At 66.4% G+C, this 19,843-nt stretch carries 16 protein-coding genes; 9 read left to right on the top strand and 7 right to left on the bottom strand.

Annotated features, from left to right (window positions below; translation table 11 throughout):
• Positions 1–42: 42 nt before the first annotated feature.
• Together KQI12_RS06500 and KQI12_RS06495 are read right to left on the bottom strand one after the other, a co-directional pair.
• Positions 43–1,143, bottom strand: a complete 1,101-nt coding sequence (locus KQI12_RS06500; protein ID WP_216571847.1) for an amidohydrolase — start codon at positions 1,141–1,143, stop codon at positions 43–45.
• Between the two features lie 78 nt (positions 1,144–1,221).
• A complete protein-coding gene (locus KQI12_RS06495) occupies positions 1,222–2,148 on the bottom strand; it encodes a DUF4397 domain-containing protein (protein WP_216571844.1) in 927 nt (308 codons plus the stop codon).
• 294 nt (positions 2,149–2,442) lie between these two features.
• Here KQI12_RS06495 and rpsO point away from each other — a divergent pair, with 294 nt between their 5' ends.
• The 3 genes from rpsO to ychF all read left to right on the top strand — a co-directional run bounded on the left by rpsO (position 2,443) and on the right by ychF (position 6,414).
• Positions 2,443–2,709 carry a 30S ribosomal protein S15 gene (gene rpsO / locus KQI12_RS06490; RefSeq protein WP_216571842.1) on the top strand — a complete coding sequence of 89 codons (267 nt, stop codon included), beginning with the start codon at positions 2,443–2,445 and terminating at the stop codon, positions 2,707–2,709.
• A gap of 211 nt (positions 2,710–2,920) precedes the next feature.
• Positions 2,921–5,071 (top strand): polyribonucleotide nucleotidyltransferase, encoded by a 2,151-nt coding sequence (locus KQI12_RS06485; protein ID WP_216571840.1) that lies wholly within the window; start codon positions 2,921–2,923, stop codon positions 5,069–5,071.
• Positions 5,072–5,304: 233 nt separating this feature from the next.
• On the top strand, positions 5,305–6,414 hold the full coding sequence (gene ychF, locus KQI12_RS06480) for a redox-regulated ATPase YchF (RefSeq protein WP_216571838.1): 1,110 nt from the start codon (positions 5,305–5,307) through the stop codon (positions 6,412–6,414).
• Between the two features lie 110 nt (positions 6,415–6,524).
• Here ychF and KQI12_RS06475 read toward each other — a convergent pair whose 3' ends face one another.
• Genes KQI12_RS06475 through dtd form a run of 5 tightly spaced genes read right to left on the bottom strand, consistent with a single transcriptional unit; the run spans position 6,525 to position 10,987 of the window.
• Complete coding sequence (locus KQI12_RS06475; RefSeq protein WP_216571836.1) at positions 6,525–7,349, bottom strand: Mrp/NBP35 family ATP-binding protein; 825 nt, start codon at positions 7,347–7,349, stop codon at positions 6,525–6,527.
• Between the two features lie 54 nt (positions 7,350–7,403).
• The gene (locus KQI12_RS06470; RefSeq protein ID WP_216571834.1) at positions 7,404–8,351 is read right to left on the bottom strand and encodes a uridine kinase; all 948 of its coding nucleotides are present in this window, start codon (positions 8,349–8,351) and stop codon (positions 7,404–7,406) included.
• A gap of 27 nt (positions 8,352–8,378) precedes the next feature.
• Entirely contained in the window at positions 8,379–9,881 is a 1,503-nt protein-coding gene (gene hemZ / locus KQI12_RS06465; protein ID WP_216571832.1) for a coproporphyrinogen dehydrogenase HemZ, read from the bottom strand.
• A gap of 22 nt (positions 9,882–9,903) precedes the next feature.
• A complete protein-coding gene (locus KQI12_RS06460; protein ID WP_216571830.1) occupies positions 9,904–10,515 on the bottom strand; it encodes an MBL fold metallo-hydrolase in 612 nt (203 codons plus the stop codon).
• A 28-nt stretch (positions 10,516–10,543) separates the two neighbouring features.
• Positions 10,544–10,987: a D-aminoacyl-tRNA deacylase gene (gene dtd, locus KQI12_RS06455; protein WP_216571828.1), complete on the bottom strand. Its 444-nt coding sequence runs from the start codon at positions 10,985–10,987 to the stop codon at positions 10,544–10,546.
• Between the two features lie 191 nt (positions 10,988–11,178).
• Between dtd and miaB the strand changes: the two genes are divergently transcribed.
• From miaB to KQI12_RS06425, 6 genes are all read left to right on the top strand, one after another.
• Complete coding sequence (miaB, locus tag KQI12_RS06450; RefSeq protein WP_216571826.1) at positions 11,179–12,585, top strand: tRNA (N6-isopentenyl adenosine(37)-C2)-methylthiotransferase MiaB; 1,407 nt, start codon at positions 11,179–11,181, stop codon at positions 12,583–12,585.
• A 138-nt stretch (positions 12,586–12,723) separates the two neighbouring features.
• Positions 12,724–15,318, top strand: coding sequence for a DNA mismatch repair protein MutS (gene mutS, locus KQI12_RS06445; RefSeq protein ID WP_216571824.1), 2,595 nt, complete (start codon positions 12,724–12,726; stop codon positions 15,316–15,318).
• 22 nt (positions 15,319–15,340) lie between these two features.
• Complete coding sequence (locus tag KQI12_RS12790; RefSeq protein WP_216571822.1) at positions 15,341–16,042, top strand: CPBP family intramembrane glutamic endopeptidase; 702 nt, start codon at positions 15,341–15,343, stop codon at positions 16,040–16,042.
• 43 nt (positions 16,043–16,085) lie between these two features.
• Entirely contained in the window at positions 16,086–18,128 is a 2,043-nt protein-coding gene (gene mutL / locus KQI12_RS06435; protein WP_216571820.1) for a DNA mismatch repair endonuclease MutL, read from the top strand.
• A 104-nt stretch (positions 18,129–18,232) separates the two neighbouring features.
• A complete protein-coding gene (gene hfq / locus KQI12_RS06430; protein ID WP_216571816.1) occupies positions 18,233–18,472 on the top strand; it encodes an RNA chaperone Hfq in 240 nt (79 codons plus the stop codon).
• A 39-nt stretch (positions 18,473–18,511) separates the two neighbouring features.
• Positions 18,512–19,807 carry an HlyD family efflux transporter periplasmic adaptor subunit gene (locus KQI12_RS06425; RefSeq protein WP_216571815.1) on the top strand — a complete coding sequence of 432 codons (1,296 nt, stop codon included), beginning with the start codon at positions 18,512–18,514 and terminating at the stop codon, positions 19,805–19,807.
• Positions 19,808–19,843: the final 36 nt, after the last annotated feature.

The following is a 19,843-nucleotide window of genomic DNA, read 5'->3' as shown; positions in this document are numbered from 1 at the left end:
GAGACTGCGGCGAAGCAGTCTCTCCCGGTGTTTTCATCGGTGTCAGTCCATGGACAGGAGCTTCTGCCCCGCCGCCACGCCGGCGGCCAGGATGGACTCGTCGAAATCGAAGGTGTCGGCGTGGAGGGGGATCCCGGTGCCGGTGCCCAGCAGGAGGAACAGTCCCGGCAGGATCTGTTGATAGAAGGCGAAGTCCTCCGCGATCAGCAGAGGCTCCGGCAGGATGCTCAGCCCCGGCAGGGCCGCCTCCGCCCGCCGGAGCAGATCCTCATCGTTCCGCACGGGGGGATATCCGGTGGAGAAGCCCACCCGGAAGGCGGTGCCCGTCTCCTCCCCCACGGTCCGGCCCAGACCTTCCAGCAGAGCCTTTGCCCGGTCGAAGGCGTCATCGGAGAACACCCGGAGACTGCCCAGGATCTGGCTGTGGGCGCTGATGGCGTTGCGGACGGTGCCGCTCTCCATGCGGCCGAACTTCAGGAGGCAGGGACCGGCCGTCCGGCGCAGGTCCTCCATAGCCCGGTCCGCTCCGCAGAGGAAGCGGGCGGCGGCCAGGAGGGCGTCGTCCCCCTCCCGCCATTTGGCGATGTGGGCGCTCTTGCCGGTGATGTCCACCGTCACCTCGCTGGCCCGGGCCAGGAGAGGGCCGGGACGACTGCTGATCTGTCCGGCAGGCAGGTCGGGCCACAGATGGAAGCCGAAGATCCGCTCCACCCGGTGTTCCGAAAAGACGCCGGACGCGCAGATGAGCCGCGCGCCGCCGGTGGTCTCCTCCGCCGGCTGGAACACGAAGAGCACGTTCCGGGGCAGCTCGGCCAGATGCTCGGCCGTCCAACCGGCCAGACCGAGCGCCATGGCCATGTGGCCGTCGTGGCCGCAGGCGTGCATCTTCCCCGGATGCCGGGAGGCATAGGGGGCTCCGGAGCGCTCCACGATGGGGAGGGCATCCATATCGGCCCGCCAGGCGGCGGTGCGCGCCTTTCCCCCGTCGAAGTAGGCGCACAGCCCGCGGTCGTCCGGAGAAAAGACCCGGCAGGGCAGGCCCTCCAGCACTCGGCGCAGGTAGGCGGTGGTCTCCGGCAGGTCCGTATCCAGCTCCGGGATCTGATGCAGGTCCCGGCGGTAGGTGGTCAGCAGTCCATCCATGGTATCGCCCTCTCTGTCATGGTGAAGTATCTGTTAGGGAGCATACATCATGGTGGGGACAGATGCAAGGAGAATCTATCAGGACCGGCGCTCCGCCGGGAGGACCTGGATTCCGCCGCCTCCGTCCCGCAGGAGATAGAGGGTGTAGTCCGTCCGCCGGGCCACGTCCAGACGGAGCGCGGCGAAGCTGTTGGTCAGCGGATCCGCCGCCCCCAGGAAGGCCGGGTCCATGGTCTCCACATCCATCCCCATCGGCATGGCCGGCAGGTCCGCGGCGGCGAACCAGAACTGATAGGAGCCCGGCCAGACCCGCCGGAAGCTGGTGACCTCTTTGAAGCGCACGTCGGCGAATACCACCCGGCCGTCCCCCAGCAGGACATCCAGAGGCGGGGCGTCATAGGCCAGGGCGCACACCCGCAGGCTGGACCAGCCGCCGCCGGACCGACAGCAGGCGTCGGAGATCTGCACCAGGTCCAGCCCCCGGGCCGTCGGGACCACCGCCACGGTGTAGACGCCGTCCGCCGGGAAGGGCAGGCCCCGCTGGAGCAGGACGGTGCCGTCCTGGGCCAGCACCGTGACGGTCCGGTAGCCGGGGATCGCCGGCCGCCAGGGCGTGAAGGCGGCGAAGCTCAGAGCCGACGCGATCCGGCTCCGGCCCAGCAGGATCCGCAGAGGCCGCCGTCCGGCGGCGGCGTTCAGGAACCGGATCTTAGCATAGCGCAGGGGCCGCTGGAGGCCGGGCCAGACAGGTCCGCCCTCTCCCGGCTCCGGCAGGGGGACCGACGGGATGCCGGCGTCGTCAGAGCCGCTGTCCCCCGGCCAGACGGGTCCCCCCTCACCGGGCCTGGGCAGAGGGATCTCAGGCGTATCGGCATCGTCGGGCCAGACGGGTCCCCCCTCGCCGGGTCTGGGCAGAGGGATCTCAGGCGTATCGGCATCGCCGGGCCAGACGGGTCCGCCCTCCCCCGGATCGGGCAGAGGGACCGCAGGGATATCATGGTCCATATGGGTCGGCGCGGGAGTCCGTCCCCCCGCGCGCCACCCCCTTTCCACAGGATGCTCCATCCTACGCCGGGACCGAGGGAGGAGTGCATGATCGGCCCGGCGGAAAAGTGCCCGAAACTAGGGAAGTTTTCCGCATCTTTTCCTTTACACACGGGAAAGATCATGGTATAGTAGGAAAGCACGTGAACTGTGCAGACCCGTGACCTAGTCCAGGGAGCATCCCTCGCTCATACGCAGGGGCCCACTGGCCCTCGACTCAGTCACCGGGGAATCATTTGAAAGGTGGAATTTCCCATGATCCGTAAGGACGAAAAGACGGCCGTCATCGAGGCCAACCGCACCCACGCGACCGATACTGGCTCCCCCGAGGTCCAGATCGCCATCCTGACCGCCCGCATCAAGGAGCTCACCGAGCATCTGAAGGTGCATATCCACGACAACCACAGCCGTCGCGGCCTGCTGAAGATGGTCGGCAAGCGCCGCAAGATGCTGGACTACCTGGCTGCCAAGGATATCGAGCGTTACCGCGCCATCATCGCCAAGCTGGGCATCCGTAAGTGATCTGTTGAAATGAGGGTGGTGTGGACTTCCGCACCACCCTTTTCTTCCAGCAGGACCAAAACAGCAGGACCAAAAACATCAAACGCCGCGCCTGTGGGCCGGAAGGCTTTTTTAGCAGTTGGATATGGAGAGGACGGGCCTCCCTTCCCCACCGTATCCAAGTGCTAAAGGGCTGACAGGCTCTGCGGGTGCCAAAAAAGGAGGATATCCAATGTCCACTATCATCAAGCACAGAGAGTTCCCCAACTTCAAGACCTGGACCATGGACGTGGCCGGCCGTCCCCTGACCATCGAGATCGGCAAGGTCGCCGAGCTGGCCAACGCCGCCTGCATGGTCAAGTACGGCGAGACCACCGTCATGGTGGCCGTCACCGCCTCCGCCCGTCCCCGGGACGGCGTGGACTTCTTCCCCCTGAGCGTGGACTTCGAGGAGAAGCTCTATGCCGTGGGCCGCATCCCCGGCTCCTTCATGCGCCGGGAAGGCCGCCCCTCCCTGCCCGCCGTGCTGGCCAGCCGCCTGATCGACCGGCCCATCCGTCCCCTGTTCCCCTATGACTTCCGCAACGACGTGTGCGTCACCTGCACCGTCATGAGCGTGGACTACGACTGCTCCCCCGAGGTGGCCGCCATGATCGGCACCTCCGTCTGCCTGTCCTACTCCGACATCCCCTGGGCCGGCCCCATCGGCTGCCTGGAGGTGGGCTACTGCGACGGCCAGATCGTCCTGAACCCCGATCAGGAGCAGCGCAAGACCTCCCAGATGGACGTGACCGTGGCCGCCACCGACGGCAAAGTCGTCATGATCGAGGCCGGCGCCAAGGAGATCCCCGACGAGATCATGTACGAGGGCATCGTGAAGGCCCATGAGGAGATCCGCAAGCAGGTGGCCTTCATCAACGGCATCGTGGCCGAGATCGGCAAGCCCAAGATGGAGTATGAGCACGCCGACTTCGATCAGGAGCTCTTCGACAAGATCGTGGCCGCCACCATGGACGAGGCCAAGGCCGCCATGGATACCGACGACAAGAACGTCCGCGAGACCCGCTGGAACGCCCTGATCGACCGCTGGCACGAGCTGTTCCTGGACGAGTATCCCGAGATGGACAAGTATCTGGATGAGATCACCTACAAATTCCAGAAGAAGATCGTCAAGGCCTGGCTGCTGGAGGGCCACCGCGTGGACGGCCGCGCCAAGAACGAGATCCGTCCCCTCTCCGCCGAGGTGGGCGTCCTGCCCCGTGTGCATGGCTCCGGCCTGTTCACCCGCGGCCAGACCCAGGTCCTGTCCGTGGCGACCCTGAACACCCTCTCCGCCGCCCAGAAGCTGGACACCATCTGGGAGGAGACCGAGAAGCGGTATATGCACCACTACAACTTCCCCTCCTACTCCGTGGGCGAGGCCCGGGGCGCCCGGTCCACCAACCGCCGCGAGTACGGCCACGGCGCGCTGGCCGAGCGGGCCCTGGAGCCCGTGATCCCCTCCGTGGAGGAGTTCCCCTACGCCATCCGCGTGGTCTCTGAGGTCCTGAGCTCCAACGGCTCCACCTCTCAGGGCTCCATCTGCGGCTCCACTCTGGCCCTCATGGACGCCGGCGTGCCCATCAAGGCCCCCGTGGCCGGCATCTCCTGCGGCCTGATCCAGGATGACGACGGCTCCTTCCAGACCTTCATCGACATCCAGGGCGTGGAGGACTTCCACGGCGAGATGGACTTCAAGGTCGCCGGTACCAAGAAGGGCATCACCGCCATCCAGATGGACCTGAAGAACGACGGCCTGTCCCATGAGATCATCAAGCAGGCGCTGGAGATCACCCGCGACGCCCGCTTCGCCATCCTGGACGAGATCATGCTGCCCTGCATCTCCGAGCCTCGTCCCGAGGTGGCTCCCACTGCGCCCAAGATGGTGAAGATGAAGATCGACGTGGATAAGATCCGCGAGGTCATCGGCTCCGGCGGCAAGGTCATCCAGAAGATCTGTGCCGACACCGGCGCCAAGATCGACATCGAGGACGACGGCACCATCTACATCGCCGGTGAGAACGCCGAGAGCTGTGACGCCGCCAAGAAGATCATCGAGACCATCGTGTTCGTGCCCGAGGTGGGCCAGCTGTACTACGGCAAGGTGGTCCGCATCCTGCAGTTCGGCGCCTTCGTGGAGCTGGCTCCCGGCAAGGACGGCATGGTCCACATCTCCAAGCTGGCGGACCGCCGCGTGGAGAAGGTGGAGGACGTGGTCAACATCGGCGACATGATCTGGGTCAAGGTCACCGACATCGACGAGAAGGGCCGCGTGAACCTGTCCTACAAGGATGCCCTCAAGGAGATCAAGGCCCGCAAGGCCGCTGGCGAGGCCGTGAAGTAAGCGCGCCCCCGGAACGATCGAATAGAACAGATGAGAGCCGCCGCCCGGCACCGGGCGGCGGCTCATGTTTCATCCGCCATAGCCTACGGGACGGCGGATGATATGATCCGGTCCCATCGAAGCTAGGGACTCAAATTTTATCGAGAGGTCTGCCCCGCCCTTGTCTTTTCCCGCGCCGTTCGGTATAATAGATAGGCTTATTTCGTATTTTCATGCCGAAAGGACGTTTTGATATGAAGCTCGGTATCGTGGGTCTCCCCAACGTGGGCAAATCGACCCTGTTCAACGCCATCACCAACGCCGGCGCGGAGAGCGCCAACTACCCCTTCTGCACCATCGACCCCAATGTGGGCGTGGTGGCCGTGCCCGACGCGCGGCTGGACTGGCTCAGCGAGTTCTACCAGCCCAAAAAGACCACCCCAGCCGTGATCGAGTTCGTGGACATCGCCGGTCTGGTCAAGGGCGCCAGCAAGGGCGCCGGTCTGGGCAACAAGTTCCTGGCCAACATCCGGGAGTGCTCCGCCATCGTCCATGTGGTCCGGTGCTTCGACGATGAGAACATCATGCACGTGGTGGAGAACACGAACCTGAACGTGCCCGTGGACCCCATGGGCGACATCGACGCCATCGACCTGGAGCTGATCATGGCCGACGTGGAGATGGTGGAGCGCCGCATCAAGAAGGCGGAGACCGCCGCCAAGGGCGACAAGAAGTTCCTCCAGGAGGTGGAGCTCTTCTCCCGCTTGCGGGATTGGCTGAACGATGGCAATTCCGCCCGTTCCTTCGAGTGTGACGAGGATGAGAAGGCAGTGATCGCCACCAGCGAGCTCCTGTCTCTGAAGCCCGTGATCTACGCCGCCAACCTGGACGAGGACGGCTTCGCCGCCCCCGACGGGGTGGAGTACTACCAGCAGGTGGCCCAGCGGGCCGCCAAGGAGGGGGCCCAAGTCATCCCTGTCTGCGCCAAGCTGGAGGCCGAGATCGCCGAGCTGGACGGCGACGAGAAGGCCATGTTCCTGGAGGATCTGGGCATCGCCGAGTCCGGTCTGGACCGGCTCATCAAGGCCAGCTACGCCCTGCTGGGTCTGATTTCCTTCCTCACCGCCGGTGAGGACGAGTGCCGGGCCTGGACCATCACCCGGGGCACCAAGGCCCCTCAGGCCGCCGGCAAGATCCACACCGACTTCGAGCGGGGCTTCATCCGCGCCGAGGTGGTGAACTTCGAGGACCTGAAGGCCACCGGCTCCATGAACGCCGCCAAGGAGAAGGGCCTGGTCCGCTCCGAGGGCAAGGACTACGTCATGAACGACGGCGACATCGTCCTCTTCCGGTTCAACGTGTAAGAACAGACGGCCGTGCGGCCGTCCCGCGGCGTGCCTGGAACACAAACACAAAAGACAAACGAGCCCGCCCGGCCCCCATCATGAGGCCGGGCGGGCTTCGCACTATTTTCTTATAGCTGGGCCAGCTTCCCGGCCACGGCGGTGAGGTAGTTGGGCTGGAAGGACTCGATCTCGCCCTTGTCGCAGGCCTCGGCCAGCTTGGGGTCGATCGGCAGACGGGCCAGGACCTCCAGACCGTGCTCGGCGGCCACGGAATCGATGTGGCTCTCACCGAAGATCGGATGCCGCTTGCCGCAGTCGGGGCACTGGAAATAGCTGTAGTTCTCCACCAGGCCCAGCACGGGGATGTGCATCAGCTCCGCCATCTTCACGGCCTTGGTCACGATCATGCTGACCAGATCCTGGGGGGCGGTGACCATCACGATCCCGTCCACGGGCAGGGACTGGAACACGGTCAGGGGCACGTCGCCCGTTCCCGGCGGCATATCCACGAACAGATAGTCCAGCTCGCCCCAGATCACGTCGGTCCAGAACTGCTTGACGGTGCCGGCGATCACGGGGCCGCGCCACACCACGGGGTCGGTCTCGTTCTCGGTCAGCAGGTTGAGGCTCATGACCTCGATGCCGCCCTTGGAGTCCACAGGGTAGATGCCCTGCTCACTGCCCAGGGCGTGGGTGTGGAGGCCGAAGGCCTTGGGGATGGAGGGGCCGGTGACGTCGGCGTCCAGGATGCCGACCTTCTTGCCCATCGCCGCCATGGCGCAGGCCAGAGAGGACGTGACGAGGCTCTTGCCGACGCCGCCCTTGCCGCTGACCACGGCGATGACCTTCTTGATGCTGGACAGGGGGTTGGCCGGAGCCTGGAAGCTCTGGGGACTGGTGCGCTCGCCGCAGCTCTCGCCGCAGGAGGAGCAGTCGTGGGTACATTCAGACATGGGTTCTCCTTCTTTCTTGTAGCATTCTCTTATCTTCTCCAGATGTCTGGGGGATCACTTATATTTGTATGTCCCGCCGCCGATGAACTCCCGGATCAGGGAGCTGGGCGGGACCAGGGCCGGGTCGATGGGCTGGAACCAGCGGAAGGAATCCGCCAGATCGTGGAGTTCCCGGAAGCGGGGATTGTCCTCCGGCAGGTCCTCCAGCGCCTTGGCCAGAGGAGCGGCGTAGTTAGCGAACACCGGCACCTCATAGGGCAGCGAGGAGTCCACGATGATCGTGGCCCGGCCCTTGAAGGGGGAGATGTACCGCTTCTCGCCCCGGCGGACGTTGTGCCACATGGCAAGGGTGGTGGTCAGGTCGGTGCCCCGGAAATTGTAGTCCCGGACGGCCCGGCGGGTGATGCGCATCCAGGTGCCCTTGAAGCGGACCTCCTTCCCGTCCAGAATGTTGGAGCGGGCGGAGACATAGAGGGTGGTGGCCTCCGGGTGCCGGCCGGCGATGTCGTCGTTCAGCGCGTGGATGCCCTCGAAGATCGCCACCTCGTTCTTAGCGAGCCGCAGGGGGCGGCCCCGGGCGTCGTTGCGCATCTGCCGGGCGAACTCGAACTTGGGGATGATGACCTCCTCGCCCTGAGAGAGCTTAGTGAAGGTCTCGTCCAGCAGGGGCATATCCAGCAGTTGTGGGGACTCGTAGTCGATGTCGCCCTCGGGGGTGCGGGGGGCCCGGCTCCGGTCCAGCGTGCGGAAGTAGTTGTCCATGGAGATGGTGTGGGTGTTCACGCCCCGGCGCTCCAGCTCCTCCTCCAGCTTGAGGGCGGTGGTGGTCTTGCCGGAGCCGGAGGGGCCGGAGAGGAGGACGATGGGGCTCTGGGCCATCCGGTCCAGGATGGTGTCCGCCGCCCGGCAGATCCGCTTCTGATATGCCTCGTCGCAGTGGGCCAGGAAGGCGGCGGGGTCCGCTTTGGTCTCGCGCAGGATGTCAGAGAGTTCGTAGGCCATGGTAGATCTCCTTTCCAGAAGCGGGGGTCAGCGCCCCTGCTGTATCGCGAGGAGGAAGTCCGCGGCCTGACGCTTGCCGGCCCGGAGCTTCTCCAGACTGTTCACATACTCGTGGGGATACTTGGGGTTGGAGATCCGGTCGATGTGACCGGTGCGGGGGTCGATCAGCTTGGTGATCCCGCCGCCGCCCAGAGACAGGATCGGATGGAGCTCCTCCATCATGCAGATGTTGTACAGGCTCTCCCAGCCGGGCAGGGACCAGCCCACGTTCTCGAAGGAGCCGGACATATACTTCTGGCGGTAGAGGTAGTAGGGCGTCTGCCCGTGGGCCCGCAGGGCGGACCAGGCGTAAGAGAGCATCTGGTCCACGTCCTCCGCCGTGGGGAGGACGGGCCCATGGCCGGCGCCGCCGCCCATGAGGCGGGAGCCCTTCTTCATGGCCAGAGTGTGGACGGTGATGTTCTCCGGCCCCAGGGCCAGCACCTGGTCCAGCGAGGACTGGAAGCCCTCCGGGTCGTCCTGGGGGAGCCCGGCGATCAGGTCCATGTTCACACAGGGGATGCCGGCGGCCCGGACCAGCTCATAGGAGCGGAGGATGTCCGCCGCCGTATGGGCCCGGCCCATGGCGGCGAGGACGCTGTCCCGCATGGTCTGGGGGTTGACAGAGACCCGCTGTGCCCCGTGGCGGCGCAGGACGGCGAGCTTCTCGGCGGTGATGGTGTCGGGCCGTCCGGCCTCCACCGTGTACTCCGTACAGCGGGACAGGTCGAACTTCTCGCCCACCCGGCCCAGCAGGCGGTCCAGCTGGGGGGCGCTGAGGGTGGTGGGAGTGCCGCCGCCTACATAGATGGAGCGGACGGAGCATCCGGCCCGGCGGAGCTCCTCCGCCGTCCAGTCCACTTCCTGCGTCAACACGTCCAGGAAGGCGGGCACCAGCTTCAGCGCCCGCCCCACATCGGCGGAGACGAAGGAGCAGTAGGCGCACCGGGTGGGACAGAAGGGGATGCCGATATAGAGGGACACCTCGTCCGGGGCCAGGCTCCGCTTGGCGGCCAGACTGGCTTTGGCGCAGTCCATGGCCAGCGCCGCCCGTCCGGGGGAGACCCGGTAGGTGCCGGTGAGCTCTGCCTCCGCCTGGGCGGGGCTCAGGCCCCGCTCCATGGCCTTGGTGGGGATCTTCACCGGGCGCACCCCGGTGAGGGCGCCCCAGGGGGGCTCCCTGCCCAGCAGAGCGGTGCCTGCCCGGTAGAAGGCCAGCTTCAGCACCCGCTGGCGCACCCGGTCCCGGACCAGCGGATCATCCTCCGGGGGGACGGGCGCGTCGGCCTCCCCCGCGGCAGAGCGGCCCTGCCAGCGGACCTGGGCCTCGGCGGTCAGCCTCTCCCCGTCCTGGGTCAGGCGGAGGAAAGCGTGGTCCGCCTCCGGCGGGACGGGACCGCCGGCGTATTGGGGGCGCTCCTCCGGGAAGAGAGTGAGGAGCATCTGCTCGGCGGCATACCGGCAGTCATGTCCTTGAAAGGTCAGGTACATAAGAGGGGGGACGGGCTGAGGGTCAGCCGTCCGCCATCGCCTCCTTCAGATAGTAGTTGTATTTCCGCTCATGGTCCAGCGTGGAGGGATCCATATGGCCGGGGAGGACGGTGTAGTCCCCCTCCAGCGTGCCCAGCCGGTGGAGAGAGGCGTGCATCTCCTCATAGCTCCCACCGGGCAGGTCGGTGCGGCCCATGGAGCCCTTGAAGAGCGTGTCGCCGGTGAAGAGGGTCCGGCCGGCCCGTAGGACCACGGAGCCCTTGGTGTGTCCGGGGGTGTGGAGCGCCTGGAAGGTCAGTCCGCCCACCGTCACCGTGTCCCCCTCCTCATAGGGGGTGATGGTCCCCATCTCATCGATGCGGAAGAAGGGCTTCGGCATCTCCAGGTCGCCGGGGTGGGCGTAGACCGGCACATCGGGCAGGGCCTCCCGCAGAGCGGGCACGCCCATGGTGTGGTCATAGTGGCAGTGGGTCAGCAGGATGCAGGCCACGGTCCAGCCGTTGTCCCGGACCGTCTGGAGGATCCGCTCGTCCGAATCGCCGGGGTCGATGACGGCGCACAGGCCGGTGCCCTCGTCCCCAACGATGTAGCAGTTGGTGGACACAGCGGGCAGGAGGACAGTCTCGATCTTCATATCAGTCACCTCAGAGCGCCTTTGCGCCTCACATATGGTCAGTATCCAGCAAAATGGTCACAGGTCCGTCGTTCTGGGAAAAGACCTGCATATCGGCGCCGAACTCGCCGTGCTCTACGTGGAAGCCCAGGGCCTCGCAGTCGGCCATGAAGGTCCGGTAGAGGGGCTCGGCCAGGTCAGGCTTGGCGGCCCCAGTGAAGCCGGGCCGGCGCTTTTTGGTGTCGGCGTACAGGGTGAACTGGGAGACCACCAGCAGGCTCCCGGCCACAGCCTCCAGGTTCCGGTTCATCTTGCCGGCCTCATCCTCGAAGACCCGCAGACCGCAGATCTTGTCGGCCAGCTTGGCCGCCTGCTCCTCTGTGTCCCCGGGACCGACGCCCAGCAGGACCAGGAAGCCCTGGCCGATGGAGCCGTTGACCTTCCCGCCGATCTCTACGGAGGCGTTCTTCACTCTCGTTACGACTGCGCGCATACCATCATCCTTCTCATCCTGCCCCGGCCGCCGGGCCGGGCACGTTCTTTGCCCCTGATTATACCTGTTTTTATGGCTATCGTCAACAAACTACGTCAGAGGATAGCGGGGCGGAACCTTGTGTTTTCGCGCGAAAAGTGGTATCATATCTCGATCACAAAAACAAGGAAACAGAGAGCGGAGGAACCGACTTGAAGCGAGAGACGACACAGATCGGACCGGCCCAGATCGCGGCCCAGATGGACTACTGCATGAAGGTCCACGCCATGAACGCCGGAATGGACCACACCCCCCTGGCCATGGTGGACACCTATGGCTGTCAGCAGAACGAGGCCGATTCAGAGCGTCTGCGGGGCTACCTGAGCGAGATGGGCTACGGCTTCACCGACGACGAGCATGAGGCGGACCTGGTGCTGGTGAACACCTGCGCCATCCGGGAGCACGCGGAACAGCGGGTGCTGGGCAACGTGGGCGCCCTGACCCACACCAAGAGGGCCAATCCAAACCAGATCGTCTGCCTCTGCGGCTGTATGGCCCAGGAGGAACACGTGGCCAAAAAGGTGAAGGAGTCCTATCGGCAGGTGGACCTGCTCTTCGGGCCCCACGCGCTCTGGCGCTTCCCGGAGCTGCTGTGGCGCTTCCGGGCCACTGGCAAGCGGGTGTTCGAGCGCACGGAGGAGCCCGGCTCCATCGCCGAGGGCATCCCCGTGGTGCGGCAGGACGGCGTGAAGGCCTGGGTCTCCATCATGTATGGATGCAACAATTTCTGCACCTACTGCATCGTGCCCTACGTCCGGGGCCGGGAGCGGAGCCGGAAGCCGGAGGACATCCTGGCTGAGATCCGGGGCCTGGCGGAGGAGGGCTATAAGGACATCACCCTGCTGGGCCAGAACGTGAACTCCTACGGCAAGGATCTGGATGAGCCCATGGACTTCGCCGACCTGCTGGCCCGGGCGGCCCAGATTCCCGGGGAGTTCCTCCTGCGCTTCATGACCAGCCACCCCAAGGACGCCTCCCAGAAGCTGTTCGACACGATGGCGGCTTGGCCGGAGAAGATCGCCCCCTGCTTCCACCTGCCCTTCCAGGCGGGCAGCGACCGGGTGCTCAAGGCCATGAACCGGGTCTATGACCGGGCGGGCTATCTGGACAAGGTCCGCCGTCTCCGGGCCGCGGTGCCCGATGCGGTCATCACCTCCGACGTGATCGTGGGCTTCCCCGGCGAGACTCCCGAGGAGTTCGAGGAGACCATGACGCTGATCGAGGAGGTGCGGTTCGACGCCCTCTTCACCTTCATCTACTCCCCCCGCGTGGGCACTCCGGCGGCCTCGCTCCCCGACCCGATGAGCCGGGAGGAGAAGCTCAAAGAGTTCCAGCGCCTGGTGGAGCGTCAGGACCAGATCTCGGAGGAGAAGCACGCGGCCTACATCGGACGGACCGTCCGCTGCCTGGTGGACGGGAAGGACGAGAAGGGCCTCACCGCCCGCACCCCCGGCAACCGCCTGGTCCGTTTGACCGGCGGCGAGAGCCTGATCGGCCGCTTCGTGCCCATCCACATCACCGGCGCCAACAAGTGGTCCCTCTTCGGCGAGCAGGCGTAAGGGCACACCTCTTCGACGGACCGATCGCATCCGATCCGGGGCGGGACTGGACCATCCTCCCCCACGACACCATATCGTATCCCGCAGGGGCTCCGACCTGCCCCTGCGGGGACCATCGACAGAAAAGGAGCCACCGCCATGCCAGCTGATACCACCCCTATGATGCGGCAGTACATCTCCATGAAGCAGGACCACCCGGACTGCATCCTCTTCTTCCGGCTGGGCGACTTCTATGAGATGTTCAATGAGGACGCGAAGCTGGTCTCCAAGGAGCTGGAGCTCACCCTCACCAGCCGGGACCGGGGCAAGCCGGAGGACCAGCGCACCCCCATGTGCGGCGTGCCCTACCACTCCGCCGACGCCTATATCTCCCGCCTCATCGCCAAGGGGTACAAGGTGGCCATCTGCGAGCAGATGGAGGACCCCGCCGCCGCCAAGGGGCTGGTGGACCGGGACATCATCCGCATCATCACCCCTGGTACGGTGATCTCCTCCTCCATGCTGGACGAGGGGAAGAACAACTTCATTTGCTCCGTCTATGAGGACTCTCTGGGCATGGGCCTGTGCTTCTGCGACATCTCCACCGGCGAGGTCTCCGCCACCTCCTTCCACGGGTCCGACGCCCGGACTCATCTGGAGAACGAGCTGGGCCGCTTCTCCCCCCGGGAGGCCATCCTCTCCGATGGGGCGTACAGCGACGCCGCCCTGCTGGAGTTCCTGACCGGACGGCTGGAGTGCCGCTGTGAGAACGGCGGCGAGGCCCGCTACCGCCCCGACGTGGCCGGCTCCGCCGTACAGAAGCAGTTCCGGGAGGACACGCTCCCGGAGGGGGACAGCCACGCAGTGCAGGCGGTGGGCGGGCTCCTCTCCTACCTGTATGAGACCCAAAAGACCGATCTCTCCCATCTGTCCACGCTGAACTGGTTCACCACCGGGCAGTATATGGAGCTGGATCTGACCGCCCGGCGGAACCTGGAGCTCACGGAGACCCTCCGGGCCAAGGAGAAGAAGGGCTCCCTCCTGTGGGTGCTGGACAAGACCCGCACCGCCATGGGCCGCCGCCTGATCCGGACCTGGATGGAGCGTCCCCTCCTCTCCCCTGCGGCGATCGGCCGCCGGCTGGGGGCGGTGGAGGCTCTGGTGAAGGACCCCATCGCCCGGCAGGAGCTGGCCCTCTGCCTTCGGGAGATCGGCGATCTGGAGCGGCTGATCGGCCGCATCGTCTACGGCACCGCCGGCGGCCGGGACCTGGCCGCGCTGGCGGCGGGCCTGGGGAAGCTCCCCGCTCTGCGGGAGCTGATCGCCCCTCTGTCCTCACCCCTGCTCCAGAGCCTGAGGGAGGAGCTGGACGATCTGCCGGAGCTCCGGGACCTGATCGGCCGGGGGATCCAGGACGATCCCCCGTTCTCCGTCCGGGAGGGCGGCTTCATCCGGGACGGCTATGACGCGGAGGTGGACCGCCTCCGGGACATCATGGTCAACGGCAAGGACATGGTGGCCGCCATCGAGGCCCGGGAGAAGGAAAAGACTGGGATCAAGGGCCTGAAGGTGGGCTACAACAAGGTGTTCGGCTACTACATCGAGGTCTCCAAGTCCTACTACGATCAGGTGCCGGACACCTACATCCGCAAGCAGACTCTGGTGAACTGCGAGCGCTACATCACCCAGGAGCTCAAGGACATGGAGCACACCATCCTGACGGCGCAGGACCGGATCTGCGCCCTGGAATACGAGCTCTTCTGCCAGATCCGGGAAAAGACCGCCGCTCAGGTGGGGGCCATCCAGCGCTCCGCCGCCGCCGCGGCCCAGGTGGACGTGCTGGTCTCCTTCGCCGCCGTGGCCGAGGAGGGGAACTACTGCCGCCCGGAGGTGGACCTGTCCGATACGATCGAGATCCGGGACGGCCGCCACCCGGTGGTGGAGAAGATGCTCACCGGGAGCCTCTTCGTCCCCAACGACACCCATATGGACGGCTCCGGCGAGGTGGCCGCGATCATCACCGGCCCCAACATGGCGGGCAAATCTACCTATATGCGGCAGGTGGCCCTGATCGTCCTCATGGCCCAGATGGGCTCCTTCGTCCCCGCTAAATACGCCCGGATCGGCGTGGTGGACCGGGTGTTCACCCGGATCGGCGCCAGCGACGACCTGTCCGCCGGACAGTCCACCTTCATGGTGGAGATGATGGAAGTGGCTGAGCTGTTGAAGAACGCCACCCGCCGGAGCCTGCTGATCCTGGACGAGATCGGACGGGGCACCAGCACCTATGACGGCATGGCCATCGCCCGGGCGGTGCTGGAGCACTGCGCCGACAAAAAGCGCCTGGGGGCCAAGACCCTCTTCGCCACCCACTACCACGAGCTGACCGTGCTGGAGGGGGAGCTCCCCGGCGTGAAGAATTACAGCATCGCCGCCAAAAAGAAAAAGGACGACATCCTCTTCCTGCGGAAGATCGTCCGGGGCGGCGCCGACCAGAGCTACGGCATCGAGGTGGCCAAGCTGGCCGGGGTCCCCGACCGGGTGATCCGCCGGGCCCGGACCATCCTGGCGGAGCTGGAGGCCGGCGGCGGCCCCGCCGCCCCTGCCCCGGTCGCCCCGCCGGCGGAGGATCAGGTCTCCCTCATGGACATGGGGGCGGCCCAGGTCCTGGACCGTCTGAGGCAGGTGGACGTGAACACCATGACCCCCATCGAGGCCATGGACCTGCTGTATGAGCTCAAGCAGAAGCTGTGAGTGACCGAAGGAGGCACGCATCGTGTATCCACGCCATGACTGGCAGGAGGAGCTGACCGGCCCGGAACGGATCCGGGGCGGGATCCTGCTGGTCCTCTACTTCATCCTGTTCCCTCTGCTCATGGCCCGGGTCCAGCGCTCCATCGGGGGCGAGGCCCCGGTGGCGGAGCTGAACGTGATCTACTATCTCCTGCTGGGCCTGACGGCCCTCCTCCTGCTCCGGGCTCCGCTCTTCCGGGACTTCAACGTCCTGCTGGACGGACTGCCCCGGAGCCTGGGGACCCTGGCGGCGGGCCTGTGCGTCTGGGAGGCGCTCGGCTTCCTCCTGGACCGGATCCCTCTGCCGGTGGAGGACCCCACTCCCTGGGGCTGGGCGGCGGAGTTCACCATGTCCCCCGCCGCCACGCTGATGCTCCTGCTGGTGCTGATCCCGCTGGTGGAGGAGACCGTGTTCCGGGGATTCCTGTTCCGCCTCGTCCGGCCTTGGAGCCCGGTCCTGGCCTATGTGGTCTCCGGCGGCGGCTTCGCCCTATACTGCGTGTGGCAGCTAGTGTTCTCCTACGGCCGGGTCGATCTGCGGTATCTCCTGCTGGCGATGCGCTGGCTCCCGGCGGGCCTGGCCCTCACCTGGTGCTGTGACCGGAGCCGCTCCGTATGGGCGGCGGTCCTGCTCCACGGGACGATCGACGGCGTGGTCCTGCTCCGGACCCTCTCCGCCGCCTGAGCGGCCCCTCTCTATCTATGTATCGAAAGTCTGGTGAAGCACGATGCCCCATATCCAAACGCTGGACGCCCATGTGGCGGATCTGATCGCCGCCGGCGAGGTGGTGGAACGCCCGGCCTCCGTGGTGAAGGAGCTGGTGGAGAACGCGATCGACGCGGGCGCCTCCAGCGTGACGGTGGAGATCCAGCACGGCGGCATGACCCTGATCCGGGTCACCGATGACGGCTGCGGCATCGCCGCCGACGAGGCTGAGACCGCCTTCCTCCGCCATGCCACCAGTAAGATCCGAAGCGAGTACGACCTGGAGGCCATCGGTACGCTGGGGTTCCGGGGCGAGGCCCTGGCGGCCATCTCGGCGGTGTCCAGAGTGGATCTGCTCACCCGCACGGCGGAGGAGACCACCGGCGTCTCTCTGGAACTGGCGGGAGGTGTGCCGATCTCACGGGAAGAGGCCGGCTGTCCCCAGGGCACCACGATGGTGGTCCGGGACCTGTTCTACAACACCCCCGCCCGGCTGAAGTTCATGAAGAAGGACTCTGCCGAGGGGGCGGCGGTGTTCGCCGCCGTCCAGCGGCAGGCCCTCTCCCACCCGGAAGTGAGCGTCCGCTTCCTGCGGGACGGGAAGCAGGAGCTCCTCACCCCAGGTGACGGTCAGCTCAAGAGCGCCGTCTACGCCGTACTGGGCCGGGATATGGCTCTGGGCCTCCTGCCCGTGAAGGGCTCCGGCGAGGAGATGTCGGTGAGCGGCTTCGCCTCCCTCCCCACCTGCTGCCGGGGCACCAGAGGCTATCAGCACTTCTTCGTCAACGGCCGGTATGTGAAGTCCCGGACCATGATGGCGGCGCTGGAGGAGGCCTATGCCAATCAGAAGATGGTGGGCAAGTTCCCCGGCTGCGTCCTCCACCTGACCACCCGGCTCAATGCTGTGGATGTGAACGTCCACCCCACCAAGCAGGAGGTCAAGTTCGGCAGTGAGCGCAAGGTGTTCGACGCGGTGTACTACGCCGTCAAGTCCGCCCTGGAGGGGGACCGGACCCGCCCGGCCGCGGTGTTGGAGAAGCCCCGCCCCCACGACTCCGTGACGCCGGACCAGACCAGATCCCAGACCATGACGGCGGAGCAGTACCGGACCATGGGGGCCCAGTCCGCCGCCTCCGCCGCGCCGAAGAAACAGCCGGTCCGGCCGGGGCTGTCGGCGCTGGATCGGATCCGCTCCGCCCCGGAGCGGATGGACCGTCTGCCCCTCCACGACTATACCGCTCCGCGGATGACTCCTGCCCCGGCGGCGCCGGAGCGGCCGTCCAAAGCGCGTTCCGGGCCAGGGCCGGAGCATGGGGAGGCCCATCCGCCGGAGCTGCTCCGCACCCCGTCTGCCCGTCCGACGCCGGAGGAGACGGCTGTCCCGGCCGTCCGGGAGCCCGCGCCGGCCCAGGAGTCGCCCAAAGCGGCGGAGACCCCGGCAGGACGGCCGCCCGTGCCCGCCCCGTCCCCCCAAGCCCCGGCGGAGCCGGAGCCGTCTGTGCCGGACTGGCGGATCGCGGGAGAGCTCTTCGACACCTACATCGTCGTAGAGCAGGAGGACCGGGTCCTGCTGATCGACAAGCACGCCGCCCACGAGCGGATGAACTTCGACCGGCTCAAGGCCACAGGCTATACGCCCATGCGGCAGGTCCTGCTGGCACCGGTGGTGTTCACGCCCCCTGCCGAGGAGGGGGCCGTCCTCCTTCAGAGCCTGGATGTGCTGGACCGCTTCGGCTTCGAGGCGGAGGACTTCGGCGGAGGGGCCCTGATCGTCCGGCAGTGCCCGGACTATTTGGACACCGGAGACATCGAGTCCACCCTGTCCGAGCTGGCGGGGAGGCTCCTCACTACCGGCCGGGCCGACCCGGAGGCCGCCCGGGACGAGCTGATGCACACCATGGCCTGCAAGGCCGCCATCAAGGGCGGCCAGAAGAACGACCAAAATGAGCTCCTCCGGGTGGCCGAGGCCGTCATGCGGGGCCAGGTCAAGTACTGCCCCCACGGCCGTCCGGTGGCCATCGAGCTGACCCGAGGCCAGCTGGAGAAGCAGTTCAAGCGGGCCTGACCGCCTCATTCGACCGATCTCACGGGGAAATTTGGGAAACATGGGATATCATAGTGCCATCCCGGGCCTGTCCCGCAGGCCCCTAGACAGAAAAGGAGCGCACTATGAAAAAGACCAACGACCTCCAGGAGCTCTTCCTCCTCCGTGCCCGGGCCAGCCGGGCCAACGTGACCCTGTTCCTCATGAACGGCTACCAGATCCGGGGGCAGATCGTGGGATACGACGCCTTCGTGGTGGTGGTGTCCAGTGAGGGACGCCAGCAGGTCATCTACAAACACGCGATCTCGACTATCATGCCGGAGCGGCCGGTGGACCTCCGCCCGGCGGCGGGCCAGGAGAGCTGACCCCGCCGCCCCCGCTCCGCCCGCATGGAAAGGAAGCCTATGAAACAGGGACCCGTCCTCAACCGGATCTTGATGCTGGTGCTCGCCGGAGCGCTGCTCATCTATCTGGGAGCGTACATCTGGGACAGCTTGAACGACCCGTTCGTCACCACCACGGCCTACGCCTGTACCGTGGATGACTCCATGAGCGCCACCGGACTGCTGGTCCGGCAGGAACAGGTCATCCAGGGCACCGGCGCAGTGGTGGACCAGCGTTACAGCGAGGGGGAGAAGGTGGCCAGAGGGGCCACGGTAGCGGTGCTGTACAGCAGTTCTGCCGCCGCCGACCGCCGGAGCCAGCTCCAGAGCCTCCAGACGGAGCGGGACCAGCTCCAGTACGCCCTGAGCCAGAGCGCGGACCTCAGCGACAACGCCCGCCTCAGCGGCGAGATCGTGGACGCCATCACCAGCCTGCGGGCTTCGGCCGCGTCGGAGGACCTGACCCGGCTGGAGGACCAGACGCTGAAGCTCAAGAGCCTCATCTATCAGCGGGCCGACGCCTTCGGACAGACGGACAGGTCGGGGACCTCCACCGAGGCCGAGATGCAGGCCCGGATCCAGGACCTGACGAGCCAGATCTCCGCCCTCCAGGCACAGGCGGGGGCGGACACCGCTTCCATCACCGTGGACCGGCCGGGGATCTTCTCCGGCGTCACCGACGGCTTCGAGTCCCTGGTGACGCCCGATATGCTGGAGAGCCTGACGCCCGCGGCTCTGGACCAGCTGCTCAGCCGGCCGCCCCAGAGCGATGGGACCGCCGTTGGCAAGCTCATCACCAACTCTACCTGGGAATTCGTCTGCGCCCTCTCGGAAGAGGAGGCCGGAGAGCTGACGGAGGGGAAAAAGGTCTCCGTCCAGTTCTCCCGGGACTGGTCCGGGACGGTGGAGATGCGGGTGGAGCGGATCGGCGCCCCCCAGGACGGCCGGGTGGTGGCGATCCTATCCTCCGACCGGTTCCTGTCCGACACGACCCTCCTGCGGAAGCAGACGGTGGACCTGGTGTTCAGCAGCACCAGCGGCATCCGGGTGCCGGTGGAGGCCATCCGTACGGAGCAGCGCGCCGAGACGGATCAGGAGACCGGCCGGAGCAGAGAGGTCCAGATCACCGGCGTCTATGCCGTGGTGGGCATCCAGGCTGAGTTCAAGCAGGTCGAGGTGCTGGACCAGCGGGACGGCTACTGCGTGGTGCGGGCCGTCACCACCGGCAGTGCCCGAAACGACAAGAAGGCTCTGCGCTCCGGCGATCAGGTGATCGTGAAGGGCAGAGACCTGTTCGATGGAAAAGTGATCCAGTGAAGGGGACGACCGGTCCCAGACAGATAGAGAAACAGA

The organism is Pseudoflavonifractor sp. MSJ-37 (assembly GCF_018917965.1).
Taxonomy (GTDB): domain Bacteria; phylum Bacillota; class Clostridia; order Oscillospirales; family Oscillospiraceae; genus Pseudoflavonifractor_A.
The sequence above is the reverse complement of the archived record's forward strand: the minus strand, read 5'-3'. Positions and strand labels throughout refer to the sequence as shown.